Origin of the sequence: Algoriphagus yeomjeoni, from assembly GCF_049821175.1 — a bacterium.
Taxonomy (GTDB): domain Bacteria; phylum Bacteroidota; class Bacteroidia; order Cytophagales; family Cyclobacteriaceae; genus Algoriphagus; species Algoriphagus yeomjeoni_A.
In genome coordinates this window covers 427,842-447,014 of sequence record NZ_CP187512.1, presented here as the reverse complement: position 1 = coordinate 447,014, position 19,173 = coordinate 427,842, and the positions used below count along the sequence as shown (strand labels likewise).

Sequence of the window (19,173 nt, the reverse complement as noted above, 5' to 3'; positions counted from 1 at the left end):
AATGAAGAATCTAGATAAAATGCTTGTTGAGTTTGCGCAGCAAAAGCTGGAAAAGCAAACAAGAAGACATTTCCTGATGGATTGTGTCGCTAAAGTTGGTGGACTGGCGATGGCACCGCTGATGTTTGGTTGCGACACTGGTTCGCCTGCATCTTCTAAAGGTTTAAACTTAAGCCAGCGTGATTTGAACCCGCTTTCCCCTTTACCACCACCATTTGGAGCTAAGGCAAAGTCAATCATTTACCTCCACATGGCTGGAGCACCTTCACAGTTGGAGTTATTCGATTTCAAACCAGAATTGGCAAAATATCACAATCAACCCTGCCCTCAATCTTTATTGGAAGGAAAGAAATTTGCGTTTATACGTGGAGTTCCAAATTTACTTGGCCCTCAGGCTAATTTCTCCCAACATGGAGAATCTGGCGCATGGATTTCAGATTATATGCCTCACTTTCAAAAAATGGCTGATGAAGTTTCCTTTTTGAAAGCTGTACATACCGATCAATTCAATCATGGACCCGCTCAACTTTTAATGCAAACGGGAAGTGCTAGACTTGGTCGTCCTAGCTTAGGAAGCTGGGTGACGTATGGTTTGGGAACAGAAAACCAAAATCTTCCTGGCTTTGTGGTTCTTACTTCTGGAGGAAAAACTCCTGATGCAGGAAAAAGTGTTTGGGGATCTGGGTTTTTGCCTTCTGTCTATCAAGGAGTGCAGTGTAGATCCAAAGGTGATCCTGTTCTTTACCTGGACGACCCGGAAGGAATGTCAAGAAACCTTAAGAAAAATGTCATTGACGCGATCAACACGGTCAACAAAGAAGAATTCGATGCTTATGGTGACCCGGAGATATTGGCAAGAATTAACCAGTATGAGATGGCTTACCGCATGCAAATAGAAGTTCCTGAAGTCATGAATATCAATGATGAACCAGAATCGATTCATGAGCTTTATGGCACTAAACCTGGCACAGAATCCTTTGCCAACAATTGCCTTCTTGCCAGAAAATTAGTGGAAAAAGGTGTACGATTTGTTCAGTTATATGATTGGGGATGGGATACACATGGTACAGATCATGATGGATCGATCGACATGGGATTAAGAAATAAATGCCGAGAAATGGACCGGCCTGTTTCCGCTTTACTCCTCGATTTGAAACAAAGAGGATTGCTTGAAGATACCTTGGTGGTGTGGGGCGGAGAATTTGGCCGTACGCCAATGCAGGAAAACCGAGAAGGTAAAACCCAGAGTTTCCTAGGTAGAGATCATCATGGAGATGCATTTACCATGTGGATGGCTGGCGGTGGTATCAAACCAGGAGTAACCTATGGTAAAACAGATGATTTCGGATTTTCGGGAATTGAAGAGAAGGTTTCTGTTCATGATATACATGCTACAATTCTACATTTAATGGGTTTTGATCATGAACAATTTACATATGACTTTCAAGGCCGTCCTTTCCGCTTGACTGACGTGGAAGGAGAATTAATCAACAAAATACTAGCTTAATCCTGCATGCCTAAAGCCTTTAAAGCCCGCTTCGCGAATGATTGATTTTATCCTGCCATTATTCGGGAGATTTCATCCGATCTTGGTTCACTTGCCAATTGGTTTTCTGGTATTTGGAGTGATTCTGATTTTCTGGTTTGAAAAAAAATATGCGGTCTATTCTCCCGTAATCCAATTTGCTTTTTTGCTTGGAGCTATCTCAGCTCTGCTAGCAAGCATTAGTGGTTATCTACAATACCAGAATGAGGGATATGGATGGGACACGGTAAAGTTTCACTTGATTCTTGGCATCTTCACTACCATTCTTTCCTTCGGCTTATGGTATCATCTGAAAAAGGCGGTTTCAACTCCTACTCAATTGAAAATCAAAGGAGCAAGTCTGATCATGATTATAACAATCACAGGGCACTTAGGAGGAAATATCACGCATGGAGATGATTACTTCACTGAAGTTCTACCTCCAGAAATACAAGCATTATTGGGAGGAGACGCAAGCACCACTGAACCACTCGAACTCCCTGCAGATAACTGGGAAGAAGTGGAATTCTACTCAGGTGCAATCCAGCCAATTTTAGATCAAAACTGCAAGAGTTGCCACAATCCCAATAAACTAAAAGGAGAATTGGATCTGAGTTCTTTTGCCGGAATTCAAAAAGGAGGTGAGGATGGACATATTTTGGAAAGCGGAAATCCCGAAGAGAGCGCCTTGTTTTCCCGCTTAGTTTTACCGAAGGATGATGACGATCACATGCCGCCAAAGGACAAACGTCAGCCTAGAAAAGAGGAGATTGAGTTGATCAAAGCATGGATCGAATCAGGATCTTCTGAAAATGCTAAACTTGGAGAATCAGCAATAAAAGTGAGTTTGGTTGAGCCATTTTTCAAAAGAAACGAAATACCGTTTTATCCGGTCGTTGATGTGGCAAAGCTTCCTCAGGACTCAATTTCGAAATTGCGAGATCAAGGCTTCTTTGCCGAAATCGTGAAGAAAGACTCTCCGTTATTGAAGGTCAGTTGCATCAATTTCCCGGGATTTTCAGATTCAGACTGGTATATGCTGCAATCTGCAAAAAATCAAATCGTGTATTTAGACCTGACAGGAACAGCAATCAGTGATGATATTTTAGAGCAAATTGCTACCCTTCCAAACTTGACGGTATTGAAACTTAATCAGACTGCTATCGAAGGATCTGGGTTAGGAAAATTAGCGGAAAACAAAAATCTAAAACTGCTTTACATCAACAATACGCAGGTGACTCGAGAGAAGCTTTCAGTGCTTGATGGCCACCCAGCATTAGAAAAAGTATTCGCTTTCGAATCCCCAGCGGCCGATGCTGCAAGTTCTTCTCAGTTTAGTTTTTATCTGGAAACAGGGAATCTAAGCTTGCCCCCTTTGCCGACGGATACTATCGTATATTGAAATGTCTTGCGGCGACGCTGCTCCACCGAGAAAAAAACTATTTCAAATGCCCCTCAATCACTTCCGGATCAAAACCCAAGCTCAGGCTTCCATCTTTGTACACGATCACCGGACGCTTGATCATACTTGAGTTTTCTTCCAAAATAGGGATAGCAGTTTCCTCATTTTCTAAAGCTGATTTCTGATCATCAGACATTTTTCGGTAAGTCGTCCCCTTCTTATTCACTAGAGAGGCAAGATCTGTTTTCTTTAAAAACCCTTCCAAAAGTGCAGAACTTGGCTTCTGTTTTTTATAGTCGATGAAGTCGTATTCCACTCCTTTTTCCGCGAGGAAATCGAAGGTCTTCTTCATCGTATTGCAATTCTTAATTCCGTAAACTTTGATGGACATATCTACTAAATTTTTATAATTCGATTTTTTTTACAATCCTAAAATCTCCACCATTGCTTCCTTATGAGCAGCTAAGAACTGATCGATCACCTCATCTTTCAAGGCGGTGGATAAGAACAAACTTTCAAACTGAGAAGGTGCCAAGTAAACTCCTCTTTTCAGCATAGCCTGAAAATACTTGCCAAATAACGCCGTATCGGAGCTCTTTGCACTCTCAAAGTCAAACACTGGCTTATCTGTGAAAAACAAGGAATACATACTTCCTAGGCTATTCACTGTATAATTCAGTCCTAGTTCCTTATTGATGTTTTTTATACCTTCTGCCAATTTGCTTCCAATGTGAGTTAACTCATCGTAGACAGTTGGATCTGTATTCAGATGATTCAGCATAGTCAAGCCAGCAGCCATTGCAATTGGGTTACCGGAAAGAGTTCCCGCTTGGTAAACAGGTCCTGCAGGAGAAACAAACTCCATGATTTCTCTCTTTCCTCCGTAAGCACCCACTGGCATTCCTCCTCCGATGATTTTACCTAGCGTAGTCATATCCGGAGTTACTCCAAATACTTCCTGTGCTCCACCTTTAGCCAAACGGAATCCTGTCATCACCTCGTCAAAGATCAAGACAATCCCTTCTCTGGTACAAATGTCACGTAATCCTTGCAGATAACCTTCCTTTGGTAAGCAAAGCCCCATATTTCCCGGAACAGGCTCAAGGATTAACGCGGCGATTTGTCCAGAGTTTGCTGCGATCAGTTCTTCAATAGCTTCTAGATTATTATATGGAGCAATTAAAGTATCCTTAGCAGTTCCTTTGGTCACTCCCGGAGAATCAGGATCCCCCATTGTCATTGCACCAGAACCTGCTGCTATCAAAAATGAATCCCCATGCCCATGGTAATGACCTTCCATTTTAATGAATTTATCTCGACCAGTAAAGCCTCTGGCAACCCGAATAGCAGACATAGTCGCCTCCGTACCAGAGTTGACCATACGAACTTTCTCAATAGAAGGAACCATGCTTACGATCAACTCAGCTATTTCCACTTCACGGGCCGTAGGAGCTCCGAAAGACGTACCATCTTCCATCGCTTTGATCACTGCCTCCTTCACCTTAGGATGATTATGACCTAGGAGCATTGGACCCCAGCTATTGATCAATTCTATAAATTTGTTTCCATCCTCATCGTATAAATAAGCGCCGTCAGCTTTTTTGATAAAAAGTGGCTCTCCTCCTACAGCTCGAAATGCACGAACGGGTGAATTCACACCACCAGGAATGGAATTTTGGGCCTTTGCAAAAAGGGCTTTACTCTTAGAAATATTCATTGGTTAATCTAAAGGTTTCAATTCCCCCGCTTCTAACGTAAACAGAGGTACATATTGATTATTGTGTGTGCCTTGGAAGTTGAACCCCCAAGTTAATTTCCCTGCTTGAAATGCTTTCTGATCTAGATTCTTCCTCAAATCGAAGCCTTTGGTATCAGAAAGATTGGACGACACCCAATTGATTAATTCAGCGCCAATAGTAGCGTTGATGCTCGGTAGGCTCAGGTATTTGTCGTAAAATCTATTTCTGAACTGCCTCATTGGTTCACCATAGAAATTCAACGTGTTATTACCTACAAAATAGAAATTAGGAAACTCTAGCATTTCGTAATTTGCAAAATTGAAGCCCAACCAAGAATCCATCACCAAAGTGGGGATGGAAGCAGTAATAGACTCCATCAATGAGAATGCTGGCTGAGCAATGGATGGATCGTCGGTAAGCATAATCACCTGATCCACCGACATGCTTCCTTCACCTCTTCGTATTCCCAAACCTTGCAAAAAGTCGCTTGTATTTCTAGGGTTAATCTGCTCAAATTTCACCAATTGAAAGCCAGCAGCATCCAATTTACCTTGAAGCATATTTGCTAGCATTTCATCCCGCGAGCTACTGCTGTATCCTATGGCTACTCTTTTCCCCCAATTCTGCTTTCTCAATCCCTCCACGATTCCATCAACAATCGAACTCACCGAAGGTCTAAATAAATAGCTGAAATCCAGCTCCTCAAACCTTTCTCCCAAGTTGGACAAAGGGTGGACGAAAGGTATTCTAGCAGTTTCAGCAAAACTACTCACCAAATCAGATTCTTCTGGATAGATTGGACCTATAATCACATCAGCTGACGCAATGGCTGGATCAGAAAGTAGATTTTGCAAATGAGCGACATCTCTTCTGGAATCGAAAGTCAGCATATTGACCTTTATTCCATTTCTCTTTAATTGCTCAACACCATATTCAAGGCCCTGATACAATTCAAAAACAAAATCATTTTTTGGAATGCTGGTCAAACTTGTGCGCGAGGAGTTAGTAAACGGCAAAATCACTACTATATCTAACACCAGATCCTTTACTATGTTTTTGCTTTCATTGGCTTTCCCCTGCAATTCGTAATAGGCAGCTCGCTCTGTGGCAGAAAGAATACTTTGACTCTCCAAAACCCGCTTAAGTGCCTCTCCATAACCTTTATTCTCTTTGAATTCAGATAGATTAGCGATCATAAAACTTACACTGACTTCCTTCAAATTATCATAAGTAGCATTCTCAGCCATAGACATCAACTCGTCATTCTTTATTTTTTGAATGGTGCGAAGCGCCTCTACGTTCTGCTGATTTTTGAAATAGGAAACTGCCAAAAGATACTTAGCTTCATCTGTCTTGGCCCAATTACCTACAACAATTGGTTCCAGCGCTGCTATCGCCTGCCCCGGCTGATTGGCTCCCAACGCTGCTTCTCCAAGGTGGAAAGCTGCGTAATTTGCTAGATTCCCGTATTCTTTTGGATCAGTAAATTGTCTGAAAAGTGGGATCGCTTCCCAATAGTTTTTGGCAGCCAACTCCGACTGAGCCTTACGATACGCATCCGGTGTTGGGATTTGAGCATTTGCCAAGCTCAGGATGAAAAATACCGGAATTACTAAAAGAAATTTTTTCATTTTATTGAGGTGAATCAAACATCAAAACAGGGTGTGCAAATTTAACCCATTATTTTCAAACCCAAAGTTCAGGCCGAAAAGCCTTGAAAAGTAAAAACCCGAAGAATTATCTCCGGGTTTACAATTTCAAATTTCAAATTTGAGATTTAAGAATTTATTCCCACTCAATAGTAGCAGGTGGCTTCGAAGAAATATCGTAAACGACGCGGTTTACACCTTTTACTTTATTGATGATGTCATTGGAAATCTTACCCAAGAACTCATATGGAAGGTGAATCCAGTCAGCAGTCATACCATCTACAGAACCTACAGCTCTCAGAGCAACTACTTTCTCATAGGTACGCTCATCTCCCATTACACCTACAGACTGAATCGGAAGCAGCATCGCTCCGGCTTGCCACACATTGTCATAAAGTCCGTGATCTTTTAATCCCTTGATAAAAATATGATCTACTTCCTGAAGTGTCTTCACTTTCTCTGCAGTCACATCTCCCAAAATACGGATTCCAAGCCCCGGACCCGGGAATGGATGCCTACCGATAATTGTTTCTACAATCTCTAGCGCACGTCCTACTTCTCGAACTTCATCTTTAAAAAGGGTATTCAGAGGTTCCACTACGGAAAGCTTCATGAAGTCAGGTAATCCACCCACATTGTGGTGAGATTTGATTGTAGCAGAAGGGCCTTTCACAGAAATAGACTCAATCACATCTGGATAGATGGTGCCTTGTCCAAGCCATTTTACGCCTTCCAGATTATTTGATTCTTCGTCGAAAACCTCGATAAAGGCATTTCCAATTGCTTTTCTCTTTGCTTCTGGATCAGTAACGCCCGCAAGTGCATCATAGAATTTCTGCTTGGCATCTACGCCTATCACATTCAGTCCCATGTGCTTATATGAATCCAACACTTCTTCGAATTCATTTTTGCGCAGCAAACCATTATCCACAAACACGCAAATCAGCTGATCGCCAATAGCACGGTGAATCAACGTAGCCGCTACTGAGGAATCAACTCCCCCTGACAAGCCCATCACGACTTTATCAGAACCGATCTTAGCTTTCAAATCTGCAATGCTCGCATCGATAAACACATCTGAAGTCCAATCCTGAGCACATCCGCAAATTCCAACAACGAAATTTCTAAGAAGATTTTTACCTTCCGTAGAGTGTGTTACTTCTGGGTGAAATTGAATTCCGTAAGTTTCTTCATTCTGAATTTTGAAAGCTGCTACACGAACTGAGTCAGTGCTAGCAATTACATCAAAATCACTCGGCAGATTCTTGATCGTATCGCCATGGGACATCCATACTTGGGAGCCATGCGTCATTTCCTTAAGCAATTCGAAATGATTATCCAGGTGGCTAAGGTTAGCTCGTCCATATTCTCTGATCTCTGAAGGTGCTACTTCCCCACCGTATTTCTGAGCTAAAAGCTGTGAACCATAACATACGCCCAGTAGAGGAAGTTTGCCTCTCAAAGCGTCCAAATCCAAATCAGGAGAGCCCTCGTCTCTTACCGAGCAAGGAGAGCCTGAAAGTATCACTCCTTTAATATCGGAGGTGATCTCTGGAACTTTGTTATAAGGGTGGATTTCGCAATAAACATTCAGCTCTCTAACTCTTCGGGCGATGAGTTGTGTGTACTGAGAACCGAAATCGAGGATCAAGATTTGTTCTGCCATGCGCAAAGGTAAGCAGGGCAGTTAAAATGAGGAAGTGTTCTTGGAAAATTTACCGAATAATGTTTGGTCACCCTGAGCGGAGTCGAAGGGTTGGACAATTGGAAAATTTTAGTAATTGTAGGATAATTATTGATTGAACCCGATAAGCTGTCAGGCTGAGCGGAGTTGAAGCCATTTCCTCTTTACCTTTTAACGACAATGGTAGGTTCTCGACTCCGCTCGAACTGACACATTCTATAATCGTAAATCTCTCAAGGCTATCCATTTCATCGAAGAATATATTATCTAGCATCATTAAACCAACTTGAAGTTACCTGTTACCATGAAACTCAAAACCATCCTACCACTCTTTTTGCTAATTCTTAGCACTGCTTCTTTTGCTCAAAATGCTCCTCTCCAGAAAGTTACTGACCCTTACTTCAAGTTGGTGAGACCGGAATTCAAAGGGGATTTAGCTTATGAGACGGTAGCCTTTGTAGAGCAATACTGGAGACTCGCTGGAAATACCGGATTTAATAAAACAGTGTATCTTATCGCTGAGAAGCTCGAATCAGTCGGTTATGTATTGGAGGAACAAGCCACCGAATCAGATCGATTCACTTATAGAATCGAAACTCGGGAGATGAGACAACCAACTTGGGAACCAGTTTCGGCTTCATTGAAAATAGTCGGCTCCAATGAAAATTTACTTTCCTCGGAGACAAACCGAAATATGATTTATCAGTATTCCTCCTCCACTCCTGTTGAAGGAATTACTGCGGAAGTAATTTATGTAGAGAATAAAGAAGCACTTTCGGAACTAGAAGTGACGGGGAAAATCCTCTTCTCGGATCAGGTTAGCTATAGAACACTGCAGTCAGCGGTGAAAGATAAAGGTGCTTTGGGCGCGTTGACTTACGATATGCCTTCGTACTTACAACCTGAGAAAAACACGACTTCCATCCAATTCAGAGGATTAAGACACGATGAGAAAAATCCAGCTTGGGCGATTGCTCTTTCTTTTGAAGCCAAAGAAAAGCTGAAGACTGAGTTGGCGAAGGGAAAAGTAGAAGTGCTGGTGAAGGCAGAAATGAAGATTTATGATTCGGCTGAGCTTACTATTGTTGCTAATATTAAAGGATCAGAATTACCACTAGAAAGCCTAGTTTTCTCTGCTCATATCCAAGAGCCAGGAGCCAATGACAATGCGACTGGTGTGGGCACGCAATTGGAAATGGCAAAGATCACCGCGGAGTTGATTCAGGATAAAAAACTCGAACTGAAGCGAACTTTAACTTTCCTTTGGGGAGATGAGATCATTTCTACCAGAAGATATATCCAAGAAAAAGATAAGCGTGAAGCCAAAATCAACTGGGGGATTTCCCTTGATATGGTAGGCGAAAACACGGATGTAACAGGCGGAACATTCCTAATTGAGAAAATGCCTGATCCAAGTGCGATCTGGACACGCGGAGAGGACAAGCACAGCGAATGGGGTGGTTCTCCGATGACTGTGGACCAGATGAAGCCGCACTATTTGAATGACTTTATCTTAACCAATTTCGAAGCGCAAGGTGAGTATGCTGACTGGGTAGTAAAGACCAATCCTTTCGAAGGTGGATCAGATCATACCCCATTCCTACAGGCAGACATTCCGGGATTGTTACTTTGGCATTTCACGGATCAGTTTTACCATACAGATAATGATCGCTTGGACAAAGTCTCACAAAAAACCATGGTTAATGTGGGTACAGCAGCTTTGGTCTCTGCATATACCCTACTGAATGCAGATTCAAAAACTGTAGATCAACTGATACTCATGATCGCGGCAAAGGCCCATATAAGATTGCTGACAGAAGTTCAGCTTAGCAAAAAAGCAATTACAGAAGGTGGATCGAAGGAGGATGAACAGAAAATCCTCGATACTTGGGCGGATTATTATGCAAAAGCTATGGATTCTATTAAGGACTTGGTACCTGCTGATGATGAAAAAACTTTGAGAAGAATACTTTTGGCGAAAGAAGCGATTAAAGCTCAAGTGCCAAAGCTTTAATTTATAGTTGCAACTAAGTTTTTTTTTGCTAGATTTCGCCATATATCTCAAATCCACCTTTATGAAAAAAACTATACTCCTTTCCATTATTCTTTTTACCTACTTTTTGCATTCAAACGCATTGGCTCAGGAAAATAAAAATGTGATTTATTACGTGGGAATAGGCCCTGCAATTGATGGAAATATTGGACTTTATGGGATAAATGTAAGTAATGAACTGAGTTTTGGCCTAGGGAAAAGAATTTCCTTAAATCCATCATTAACCTATTATCAATCTATTAAATCCTTCGATAATTATGATGACCCAAAGTTTGGACAGGATAATTCATCTGGACTTTTTACGAATGTTACGCTCAAATACGATGTCCTCAAGACCACAAATGACTTTAGAATTTCATTGGCGTTTGGACCATCCTTTCAAATCGGAAGTGAAAATAGCACAGATGGAGCTTCCTTAAGATACGATGAAACTGGAAGCTATTATGAATATATGTACAGTATTGAGCGTTTTGCAAAATTAGGTTACACTCAGCAGATCGCTTTCGACTGGAAAAGCAAAAACGAAAACAGAAGAAATTCAGCTGCCCTTAGTATGTCTTCCTTCGGAGGGTACTGGCCTTGGTATCTGATGGCTACTTACAGAATGGGCTTTAAATTGAAGTAGTATTATATTACCCTTGATCATTGAATTTGAAAATTGTTTATTGATTATTACTCTTTTCTAAAAGCTCGCTTCGGATTCTCCACCAAAAGCATTTTCCAATCAGCCTCTTGAAAGCCCTTGGCATTTAATGCAGGCATTAGCTTTTCGAAGATATTGGTAAAGGGAACAAAATCTCCACCATCTGGTTTAGCTGGATCATACCATCCAGCGTCATGGGAAATCAGGACGTTTGCCAAAAACCCATTTTCCTTCGCGAAAAATAGGCGCTCTACATACTCTTCCAAACTCCAACCAATTCCATCCAAACTGATCCAAACGCCCAGTTCGGCAGCTTTCTCATAATTCTGGAAATCTTGCTCTGCCTGAGCATGCACCCAAACAAATGCTGAAGGATCCACTCCCATTTGCTGAAGGATTTCCACTTCCTGTTTCGCAGTGTTCCAAGTTCCGGTGTGGGAATAGATTTTTAAACCAGTCTGCTTATAAGTCAGGCCTGCTGCTCTGACCAATTTTGCATCCATTTCTCCTAATGGATCATCCTCGTTGACTGATATTTTGATAAAGCCCGGTTTGATACCTGTTCCTTCTATCCCATTTCTGAAATCCTCAATCCATCGCTTAGCCAACTGCTCAGCTGTTTCGGTAAAAGCATACTCAGGCAAAAACTTTCCATTTTGAGTACCATACAGTCCGGTGTTGGTGATAAACTGAATACCCGATTGCTCACTCAGTTTCTTAAGTAAAACAGGGTCTTTTGCCAAAAAAGAAGGCGTACACTCAAAAATGGTTCGCACACCGTACTTTTTTACTTCGAGTAAATAAGGCATAACCTTAGCGATTACTTCTTCTTGGTTATATCGATCTGGAGACACTGAATCCGCACCAATAAAGTCAACCAGCACATGCTCGTGAACCAATGTGAGCCCCATTGAATCCAAGGAAATCGGTCCAGTGACGGTATTTATGTATGTGGTGTCAGATTCTGTGCAGGAAAATGCTAAAAACAGAAAACTTAATCCGATGAGTAGAGAATGCTTCATATATAAAACTAAGCAACTACTTCAGATTAAGTCAACTGAAACTCAATTGATTTTACTTCTTTTTCTTACTTCAAAGAAGACATCCCTCCATCTATGTGCAGTATCTGACCAGTGACCCAAGATGATTTTTCATCTAACAAAAACAGTGTTGCGTCAGCAATATCTTTTGGTGTTCCGATTCGACCTAGCGGGTGTCTTTTGTCTGACGCGGCACGCTTTTCATCTGTGCTCACCAATTGTTTTGCCAACGGTGTGTCAGTTAAGGATGGGGCAATGGCATTTACTCTGATCTGATTTGGTGCCCATTCTGCTGCCAAGGATCTCACCAATCCTTCTACAGCTCCTTTTGCAGAAGCAATCCCTGCATGGAAACCCATTCCCGTCTGCACGGCAACGGTACTATAAAGAACTACTGAGGCAGCCTCTGATTTTTTTAGATTTTTCAAACAAGCCTGCAGAACTTTGACAGCTCCAAAAAAATTAACGTCCATCTCAGCCTTGAAATCTTCCATAGAGATTCTATGAAATGGCTTCAGATTGATAGATCCTGGACAATAAACCAAGCCATCTATTACCTCTGGTAAATCCTGGAGTTCTGAACCTTCATCGGTTACATCGAATTGATTATTTCCTTCACCATTTCTGGAGTAGAGGACCAAATTTGCTCCACCTGCTTCAGCTTGTTCTGCGACTGCTTTTCCGATTCCTGAATTCCCTCCGATGATGACAATATTCTTTCCTTTCATTGCTTTTCCTTTTCTGGTTAAAGCATTTTGGAAGGTAGATTGTTTGAAATCAGCTTTATTTCAACTCGTAAAAATAAATGGTCTGTACGTCCTTTTCGAATGCACTTGGATCTTCACCCGGCTTAGAAAAGGCAAAAATCACATCTCTAAGCATGGACAATTTAATATCCCATTGCCCTTCCCATACTTTGTTTTTTCCTTCAAATAGTTGATAATGAGGCATGGACCTGTATTTTTTCACAAGTGCCTTATATTCATCTCCGCCCTTTTCATAGTTTGCCAGATCATCAACCTCATCCTGTGGTGCAGCCCCTTGGTATGAAGTCAACAAATAGTCATTTGAAAAGACAAAATTCTGATACCTGCCCGCAGTTAGACTTTGATTCGCATTATTTTCTCCAACCGACGTAGATGGCTCCATTTGTCTATATGCATTTTCAGGATTCAAATCCCACTGATCTTTTAGCTTTAAGGACGGAAAATTATAAACATACATTTCAGGTGAATTTGGAAAAAGAACAAACATCTCATTACCGGAGAATTTGACAATTGGGTCCAAATCCAAATATTGACCTGGGTTTTTAGCTACATAGCTAGTTGCAGGAACAGAATCAGACTCTACTATATTAAATGTCTGGCTATCTCTGAGGGTAATAAATGGATATGAGTTACTGAAGTTTTTGGACTGCATTAATTCGGTACTCCTATCCTTCTCATCTAGTGAAAAAGTATAGATATAATCCCCATACGTTTCAAAACCTCTACTTCCCCCCACCCTAGGAAGCACGAGGCTGAAGTCACTGGTCACTTTATTTTTCAATTGAAAATCAAGATCATAAGTATAAGTTGCGGTCATGGTTTGTATTACAATCTCATTATTGCCGCCATATTTTGCTCCGACGAAATAAGTTGATTGTATAGTGTTTCTACCGTCTCCGGTGAGATTTGCTGTATTTAGCAATTCGCCTGATTTACTGATCCGAAAAAACTCAGACGTTTTGAAATCATAAAACAAAAACTCTGAATGATCTGATTTTACATCGACCATGATAGGTTTAGTGAGTCTATCTATAATCATACTATCCCTAATCACTAGTTCGGGAACATATTTTTCAGCTTCTGCTTTTTTTTCTGAACCAGAAGACCCACATGATGAAACCATAGTCAAAAAAGCAAAACCCACAAAACAACAAAGTGCGTGTTTTAAGGAAACTCTAAGTAATTTTCCGTTCATTTTGTAAGCTTATTTAAGTTCATAAAAATAAAAGGTCTGTACGTCCTTTTCGACTGCATCAGGATCTTCTCCCGGCTTTGCATTGGAATATAGAAGATCGCGAACTGACAATAGGTTTACATCCCAAGTGCCTTCCCAAAGTTTTTCTTCTCCTTTGAAAATCTGGTAATGTAAATTGCTCTTATACTTTTCCTCCAGGGCCATATACCGTTCATCGCCTACGACATTTCTGGGTAATTCATCAACTTCTTCTTGTGGAACTGCACCTTCGAACATAGTGATCAAATACCCATTTGAAAAAGCATAATTAGTGTATTGTGAACTTGCCAATGATTTAAAGAAACCATCAAAATTGATTTCTTTATTTAGGGGTTGTATCATTTTGAAATGATCATCTGGACCCAAAGGCATAAAAGATTTAAGCTCCAAGGTTGGAAAATCATATACATATAGTTCAGGTGAATTTGGAAACAAAGCATACATCTCATCTCCAGAAAAACGTACTATCGGATCTAAACTAAGGTATTGTCCAGGAGTAGTAGCCATCATAGATTGAGCAGGGATATACGCTGACTTGATAATATCCAAGGAATTAAGATCCCTAATTGTCATAAACGGATACGATGTACTAAACTCTTCTGAACTGTAAACTTTTTCACCATCTTCGTTTTGAACTGAAAAAGTGTAGAGGTAATCTTCATAAATCTCAACAGCATTACTCCCTCCAATATTTCGAGTAATTAAAGAAAAATCAATAGCCTTTTCTTCTTTCAATATGAAATCAAGATCATAAACAAAGAGTCCGGCATGTGTGGTAACCAAAATTTCATCTTCTCCAGAATAATCTGCGGATGTAAAATACCTGGTTTTAAAACTATCTCTTCCATCCTCACTTCGATTAGCTTTAACAAGAATTTCTCCAGTCTTACTTACTCTCAAAAGTTCTTCAGTATTAAAATCAAAAAACAAAAACTCAGATCCGTCATCCCTTGCGTCTATCAAGTACGGTTGAGTTAACATATCAATCACCAAACTATCAGTAATGACCAGCTCTGGAATATAGGCTTCAGATTGTGTTTCTTGGGTCTTTTCGCTGCAAGCGAGGGCAGCAGTAAAAAGTAGGAGCAGTAGAAATTTCTTCATAGGTGTGATTTACTAACAATTTAGATTTTCTGATAATTCGCAGTAGGTAAAGTAGTCAAATTTTTGAAAAACTAGTTTATTACCTCTTCCATAGCAATTCAATGAGTTATCACCGAGTCCAAAGCACACTGAGATTGCCCCAAAGTTGAAAAAAGCTCAGCCAAGATTCCCTAAAAATCATCAAATAAAAGCACCCCATTCCTTAGGCCATTTTGACGAAATTAGATATTCACAAATTAGCTGATTTAGACTAAATTTTTGTGTCCGATAATTGATTCACTAGATTTAAACTTCAATTTGAGTGCTACTTGTGTCTCATGATAAATCTCTGAGTTAAAAAACTACTTAATAAAATTAAGCTTATAGCTATGAAAAAGTATATTTTTCACCTGTTAGTAATATTTTCTTTTTCATGTAATTCAGATACTAGCGAGTATTTTGTCATTGATAAAAATTCATCCAACAGGTCCATTTTCATCAGCGAAGATTCCGATGAATTGGTGAAATGGGCAGCTAATGACCTTGCAGAAGACTTAGAGTTCATACTCAGAACAGAAGTTACAATTAGTTATACTGACAAATTCAATCCAGAGGACAAAGGAATTTATATAGGGAAATTTGATGATCCATTAATTGAATCCTTACCCGAAAAGCTCAATAGAAATTTAAACGGTGAATGGGAAAAATTCCTAATCAATAAACATGAGGAAAATCTCTTCATTGTGGGCAGCGACATTAGAGGCACTGTATATGGGATCTTTGAACTTGCAGAGCGAATCGGTATATCACCGTGGAAATGGTGGGCAGATGTCCATCCTCAGAAAAGTGAAGGGGTCGAATTGAAATTGCCTATCGGAGGAATTGAAACTAGTCCTTCCGTGCAGTATAGAGGGATATTTTTAAACGACGAAGACTGGGGATTACAACCTTGGGCAGCTAATACCTTCGAACCAGAAACTGGAGATATTGGCCCCAAAACATACGAGAAGATCTTTCAATTGCTGCTTCGCCTGAAGGCTAACACCATATGGCCAGCGATGCATCCTTCCACTAAGGCTTTTTTTAGCATTCCAGGAAATCGGGAAATGGCCGAAAAGTATCACATTTCCATAGGTACCTCACATGCAGAGCCCATGCTACGAAACAATGTGGATGAGTGGGATGAGGAAACTTATGGTGATTTCAATTATTTTACCAACAGTGAAAACGTCAAGCAGTATTGGCAAGAACGAATTACACAAGCCAAAAATGGGAACAACATTATTAGCATGGGCATGCGGGGAATCCATGATTCAGGAATGCAAGGAAATGCTACTCAAAAAGAGCGAGTTGAACTTCTAGAACAAATTTTTCAGGATCAGCGGAGTATTTTGTCAAGCACAATCGATAAGGCCATCGAAGAAATCCCTCAGGCATTTACAATCTACAAGGAAGTATTAGACCTATACAATGATGGCTTACAAGTTCCAGATGACATCACGCTGGTATGGACCGATGACAATTATGGCTACATACGGAGATTAAGTGATGAGAAAGAACAAAGTAGAAAAGGTGGCAGCGGTGTATATTATCATTTGAGCTATTGGGGTAGACCTCATGATCACCTCTGGCTCTCTACCACACAGCCTGGGTTGATATGGTATGAAATGACCAGAGCCTATCAAAACGGAGCCAAAAAACTGTGGATTGCCAATGTAGGAGATATTAAGCCTGCTGAATACGATATAGAGTTTTTCCTAGACCTAGCCTGGGACATCAATAGTATCTCTGAAACTACCATAAATTCCCATTTGGAAGCTTGGAGTTCTCGAGAGTTTGGGGAATTCCATGGGGAAGAGATCGCCAAGATCTTTGCGGAATATTATCGTTTGGCATTTCTACGCAAACCCGAATACATGGGATGGAGCCAAACTGAGCCGACCACAACAACAAGGATCACGGAGTTTAACTCCAAGGAAGCAAACCGCAGACTTGAAGCTTATGCTAAGCTGGTAGAAAAAGTAAATGCGATAAAGTCTTCCCTATCCAAAGAGCGTCTTGACTCCTATTTCCAATTAGTGGAATACCCAATAAAAGGTGCTGCGCTAATGAATGAGAAATTTATCCTTGCTCAGGAATCATACCTAAATACAACTAGTGATTTAAAGGATAAACTCGCGAAGCAATCGCAACAAGCATATGATAATATTGTTGTGCTTACCGAAGAATATAACCTCAAAATCAGCAATGGTAAGTGGAATAAAATGATGTCCATGCATCCTCGAGACCTACCTGTTTTCTCCATGCCAAACTATCATCAGACAGACCAGTTGCCTGAGAGCAAAAACACAGCAGGAGACCCCACTCTTTCTCCGCCTATTTTTATGCAGGGAAATGAATATTCTAACGCCCAAGGTGCAGCAAATTACCAATGGAAAGCAGTGGAAGGATTAGGTTACAGCAATGCCGCTATGACGCTATTCCCTTTTACAAACCTGCTATTTGAATCAGAAAAACCATACTTGGAATATCAATTTGACCTGCAAAATCCAGGAAAGCATGTAGTGGAACTACGATTCTTACCTACTCATTCAAACAATTTTGATCAGAAGATATGGGTATCAATCGATGATCAGGAGCCCAAAGAATTCTCTTTAAATACTCGTGGAAGAACTGAAGAGTGGAAGGAAAATGTACTGAGGAATTTTGTAAAAGTGACTTACCCGATTCTCAATGAAAAATCAGGGAAACACAGCCTGAAAATATCAGTTAATCAGGTTGGAATAGTACTAGATCAACTCGCTATTAGTCAAGAGGGACAGGAGAAATTCTATGAAATAGTGAAATGACCGAATGACCAACAGTTTCATAGAGCACCTCCCTTAAAATTCCAACTTCCCCCAAGTGAATCACTACCTTATTGACCAGAAAGGGAAAGTATGGCACTACTATCTAGAGACAAAACCAATCCTACCCCTTGCTAGGCAAGAAAATAAACCCAGTGCTCCTTCACGCTTTCTTCGAGCCCGTTGTGGCTAAAAACTAAAACAAAAAAACCGAGCCTCTCAGCTCGGTTTCATGTTGGTTCTTGCTTTCTAAATTACTTTTCCAGACTAATGTATTTCAAAAACTCATTTCTGGATTGCTCGTCCTTCTCAAATTTACCTGAATAGAAAGAAGTCAGAGTAGAACTTGTCGTATCCTTCACACCCCTAGAGCTTACGCACATGTGATCTGCATCCATGATCACGGCCACATCATCTGTGCCTAGCGCTTCTACCAGCTCGTTTCCGATCTGCATGGTCAACCGCTCCTGAACTTGCGGGCGCTGCGAAAAATACTGCACAATTCGGTTGATTTTTGATAGTCCGATCACAGATCCATTGGAAATGTAAGCCACGTGAGCCTTTCCATGGATCGGCACGAAGTGATGCTCGCAGTGGGAAAAGAAGGTTATATTCTTCTCCACGAGCATTTCATTGTATTTATATTTATTTTCAAAAAGCTTTGCCAGTGGCTTATTCTTTGGATTTAATCCGCTGAAAACCTCTTTTACATACATCTTTGCCACGCGATGTGGAGTTCCTTTCAAACTGTCATCTGTGAGATCCAATCCCATGATGTGCATGATTTCTCTGAAATGCTTCTCAATTAATTCGACTTTCAGCTCATCATCCATTTCGAAAGCATCCTCCCGAAGTGGTGTTTCTAGGGAAGTTCCCACATGCTCATCTCCAATATCCTCTGCAGATGCTCTTGCGATATTAATTCCCATCGTATTCAACAAAGTTTCTTTCTGTTTCATAAAGTCGAATTGTTAACTCGAATTTTCGATCAATTTTTTCCCTTAAAATATTCCAAACAACCACTGCAATATTTTCAGCGGTTGGATTAAGTTCTTTGAATTCATCGGTATCCAGGTTTAAATTTTTGTGATCTAATTTTTTTAAGACATACTCTTTGATCAAATCGCTGAGCACTTTCATATCGTAAACATATCCAGTTTGCGGATCTACTTCCCCTCTCAATTTCACGATCAACTCATAGTTGTGACCATGAAAATGGGGATTATTGCACTTACCAAAAACAGATTGATTTTGTTCGTCAGACCACTCAGGGTTATGAAGACGATGCGCTGCGTTGAAATGTTCTTTTCTATAAACTGATACTTTCATTGATTGCTGAAACAGCCACTTTTCTGTTTTTGTTTGAATTATTTTTCTTTTTATCTGTTAAACAACTGGTATGGGTCTGCTTTACAGCTTATTAATTTTGGGAACGCAAAATTACAGAATAATATGTGGTACCAAAATCGACCGTAAAACTCATCAAGCCAAGAACGGATAAAGCTATT

At 40.5% G+C, this 19,173-nt stretch carries 15 protein-coding genes; 5 read left to right on the top strand and 10 right to left on the bottom strand.

What is annotated here, in order from left to right; translation table 11 throughout:
- Position 1: 1 nt before the first annotated feature.
- A complete protein-coding gene (locus ACPUEN_RS01705) occupies positions 2-1,507 on the top strand; it encodes a DUF1501 domain-containing protein (RefSeq protein ID WP_425638110.1) in 1,506 nt (501 codons plus the stop codon).
- Between the two features lie 37 nt (positions 1,508-1,544).
- Complete coding sequence (locus ACPUEN_RS01700; protein WP_425638109.1) at positions 1,545-2,927, top strand: c-type cytochrome domain-containing protein; 1,383 nt, start codon at positions 1,545-1,547, stop codon at positions 2,925-2,927.
- A 37-nt stretch (positions 2,928-2,964) separates the two neighbouring features.
- On the opposite strand, the gene ACPUEN_RS01695 is transcribed toward ACPUEN_RS01700, so the two are convergent.
- From ACPUEN_RS01695 to guaA, 4 genes are all read right to left on the bottom strand, one after another.
- Positions 2,965-3,318, bottom strand: a complete 354-nt coding sequence (locus tag ACPUEN_RS01695) for a Spx/MgsR family RNA polymerase-binding regulatory protein (RefSeq protein ID WP_425638108.1) — start codon at positions 3,316-3,318, stop codon at positions 2,965-2,967.
- Between the two features lie 30 nt (positions 3,319-3,348).
- Positions 3,349-4,644, bottom strand: coding sequence for a glutamate-1-semialdehyde 2,1-aminomutase (gene hemL, locus ACPUEN_RS01690; RefSeq protein ID WP_425638107.1), 1,296 nt, complete (start codon positions 4,642-4,644; stop codon positions 3,349-3,351).
- A gap of 3 nt (positions 4,645-4,647) precedes the next feature.
- Positions 4,648-6,297, bottom strand: a complete 1,650-nt coding sequence (locus ACPUEN_RS01685) for an ABC transporter substrate-binding protein (protein WP_425638106.1) — start codon at positions 6,295-6,297, stop codon at positions 4,648-4,650.
- A 154-nt stretch (positions 6,298-6,451) separates the two neighbouring features.
- Positions 6,452-7,981 (bottom strand): glutamine-hydrolyzing GMP synthase, encoded by a 1,530-nt coding sequence (guaA, locus tag ACPUEN_RS01680; protein ID WP_425638105.1) that lies wholly within the window; start codon positions 7,979-7,981, stop codon positions 6,452-6,454.
- A 322-nt stretch (positions 7,982-8,303) separates the two neighbouring features.
- Between guaA and ACPUEN_RS01675 the strand changes: the two genes are divergently transcribed.
- Together ACPUEN_RS01675 and ACPUEN_RS01670 are read left to right on the top strand one after the other, a co-directional pair.
- On the top strand, positions 8,304-10,013 hold the full coding sequence (locus ACPUEN_RS01675; RefSeq protein ID WP_425638104.1) for a M28 family peptidase: 1,710 nt from the start codon (positions 8,304-8,306) through the stop codon (positions 10,011-10,013).
- Positions 10,014-10,074: 61 nt separating this feature from the next.
- Positions 10,075-10,677 carry a hypothetical protein gene (locus tag ACPUEN_RS01670; RefSeq protein ID WP_425638103.1) on the top strand — a complete coding sequence of 201 codons (603 nt, stop codon included), beginning with the start codon at positions 10,075-10,077 and terminating at the stop codon, positions 10,675-10,677.
- 47 nt (positions 10,678-10,724) lie between these two features.
- On the opposite strand, the gene ACPUEN_RS01665 is transcribed toward ACPUEN_RS01670, so the two are convergent.
- The 4 genes from ACPUEN_RS01665 to ACPUEN_RS01650 all read right to left on the bottom strand — a co-directional run bounded on the left by ACPUEN_RS01665 (position 10,725) and on the right by ACPUEN_RS01650 (position 14,840).
- Positions 10,725-11,717: a phosphotriesterase family protein gene (locus ACPUEN_RS01665; protein WP_425638102.1), complete on the bottom strand. Its 993-nt coding sequence runs from the start codon at positions 11,715-11,717 to the stop codon at positions 10,725-10,727.
- Between the two features lie 65 nt (positions 11,718-11,782).
- A complete protein-coding gene (locus ACPUEN_RS01660; protein WP_425638101.1) occupies positions 11,783-12,463 on the bottom strand; it encodes an SDR family NAD(P)-dependent oxidoreductase in 681 nt (226 codons plus the stop codon).
- Positions 12,464-12,518: 55 nt separating this feature from the next.
- Positions 12,519-13,697, bottom strand: a complete 1,179-nt coding sequence (locus tag ACPUEN_RS01655; protein WP_425638100.1) for a hypothetical protein — start codon at positions 13,695-13,697, stop codon at positions 12,519-12,521.
- Between the two features lie 9 nt (positions 13,698-13,706).
- Positions 13,707-14,840, bottom strand: a complete 1,134-nt coding sequence (locus ACPUEN_RS01650) for a hypothetical protein (RefSeq protein ID WP_425638099.1) — start codon at positions 14,838-14,840, stop codon at positions 13,707-13,709.
- A gap of 368 nt (positions 14,841-15,208) precedes the next feature.
- On the opposite strand from ACPUEN_RS01650, the gene ACPUEN_RS01645 reads away from it, so the two are divergent.
- Positions 15,209-17,668, top strand: coding sequence for a glycosyl hydrolase 115 family protein (locus ACPUEN_RS01645; RefSeq protein ID WP_425638098.1), 2,460 nt, complete (start codon positions 15,209-15,211; stop codon positions 17,666-17,668).
- A 251-nt stretch (positions 17,669-17,919) separates the two neighbouring features.
- Here the strand turns inward: ACPUEN_RS01645 and folE are convergent, their stop codons facing one another.
- On the bottom strand, positions 17,920-18,624 hold the full coding sequence (gene folE, locus ACPUEN_RS01640; RefSeq protein WP_111612006.1) for a GTP cyclohydrolase I FolE: 705 nt from the start codon (positions 18,622-18,624) through the stop codon (positions 17,920-17,922).
- Positions 18,584-18,994 (bottom strand): 6-pyruvoyl trahydropterin synthase family protein, encoded by a 411-nt coding sequence (locus ACPUEN_RS01635; RefSeq protein ID WP_425638097.1) that lies wholly within the window; start codon positions 18,992-18,994, stop codon positions 18,584-18,586. Before ACPUEN_RS01635 ends, folE begins: the two co-directional genes overlap by 41 nt.
- Positions 18,995-19,173: the final 179 nt, after the last annotated feature.

Bases quoted from the DNA above. Each gene is read 5' to 3' on its own strand.
- folE (WP_111612006.1), bottom strand. From the start codon at position 18,624: ATGAAACAGAAAGAAACTTTGTTGAATACGATGGGAATTAATATCGCA.
- ACPUEN_RS01695 (WP_425638108.1), bottom strand. From the start codon at position 3,318: ATGTCCATCAAAGTTTACGGAATTAAGAATTGCAATACGATGAAGAAG.
- guaA (WP_425638105.1), bottom strand. From the start codon at position 7,981: ATGGCAGAACAAATCTTGATCCTCGATTTCGGTTCTCAGTACACACAA.
- ACPUEN_RS01655 (WP_425638100.1), bottom strand. From the start codon at position 13,697: ATGAACGGAAAATTACTTAGAGTTTCCTTAAAACACGCACTTTGTTGT.
- ACPUEN_RS01665 (WP_425638102.1), bottom strand. From the start codon at position 11,717: ATGAAGCATTCTCTACTCATCGGATTAAGTTTTCTGTTTTTAGCATTT.
- ACPUEN_RS01645 (WP_425638098.1), top strand. From the start codon at position 15,209: ATGAAAAAGTATATTTTTCACCTGTTAGTAATATTTTCTTTTTCATGT.
- ACPUEN_RS01635 (WP_425638097.1), bottom strand. From the start codon at position 18,994: ATGAAAGTATCAGTTTATAGAAAAGAACATTTCAACGCAGCGCATCGT.
- ACPUEN_RS01675 (WP_425638104.1), top strand. From the start codon at position 8,304: ATGAAACTCAAAACCATCCTACCACTCTTTTTGCTAATTCTTAGCACT.
- hemL (WP_425638107.1), bottom strand. From the start codon at position 4,644: ATGAATATTTCTAAGAGTAAAGCCCTTTTTGCAAAGGCCCAAAATTCC.
- ACPUEN_RS01700 (WP_425638109.1), top strand. From the start codon at position 1,545: ATGATTGATTTTATCCTGCCATTATTCGGGAGATTTCATCCGATCTTG.
- ACPUEN_RS01685 (WP_425638106.1), bottom strand. From the start codon at position 6,297: ATGAAAAAATTTCTTTTAGTAATTCCGGTATTTTTCATCCTGAGCTTG.
- ACPUEN_RS01650 (WP_425638099.1), bottom strand. From the start codon at position 14,840: ATGAAGAAATTTCTACTGCTCCTACTTTTTACTGCTGCCCTCGCTTGC.
- ACPUEN_RS01670 (WP_425638103.1), top strand. From the start codon at position 10,075: ATGAAAAAAACTATACTCCTTTCCATTATTCTTTTTACCTACTTTTTG.
- ACPUEN_RS01660 (WP_425638101.1), bottom strand. From the start codon at position 12,463: ATGAAAGGAAAGAATATTGTCATCATCGGAGGGAATTCAGGAATCGGA.
- ACPUEN_RS01705 (WP_425638110.1), top strand. From the start codon at position 2: ATGAAGAATCTAGATAAAATGCTTGTTGAGTTTGCGCAGCAAAAGCTG.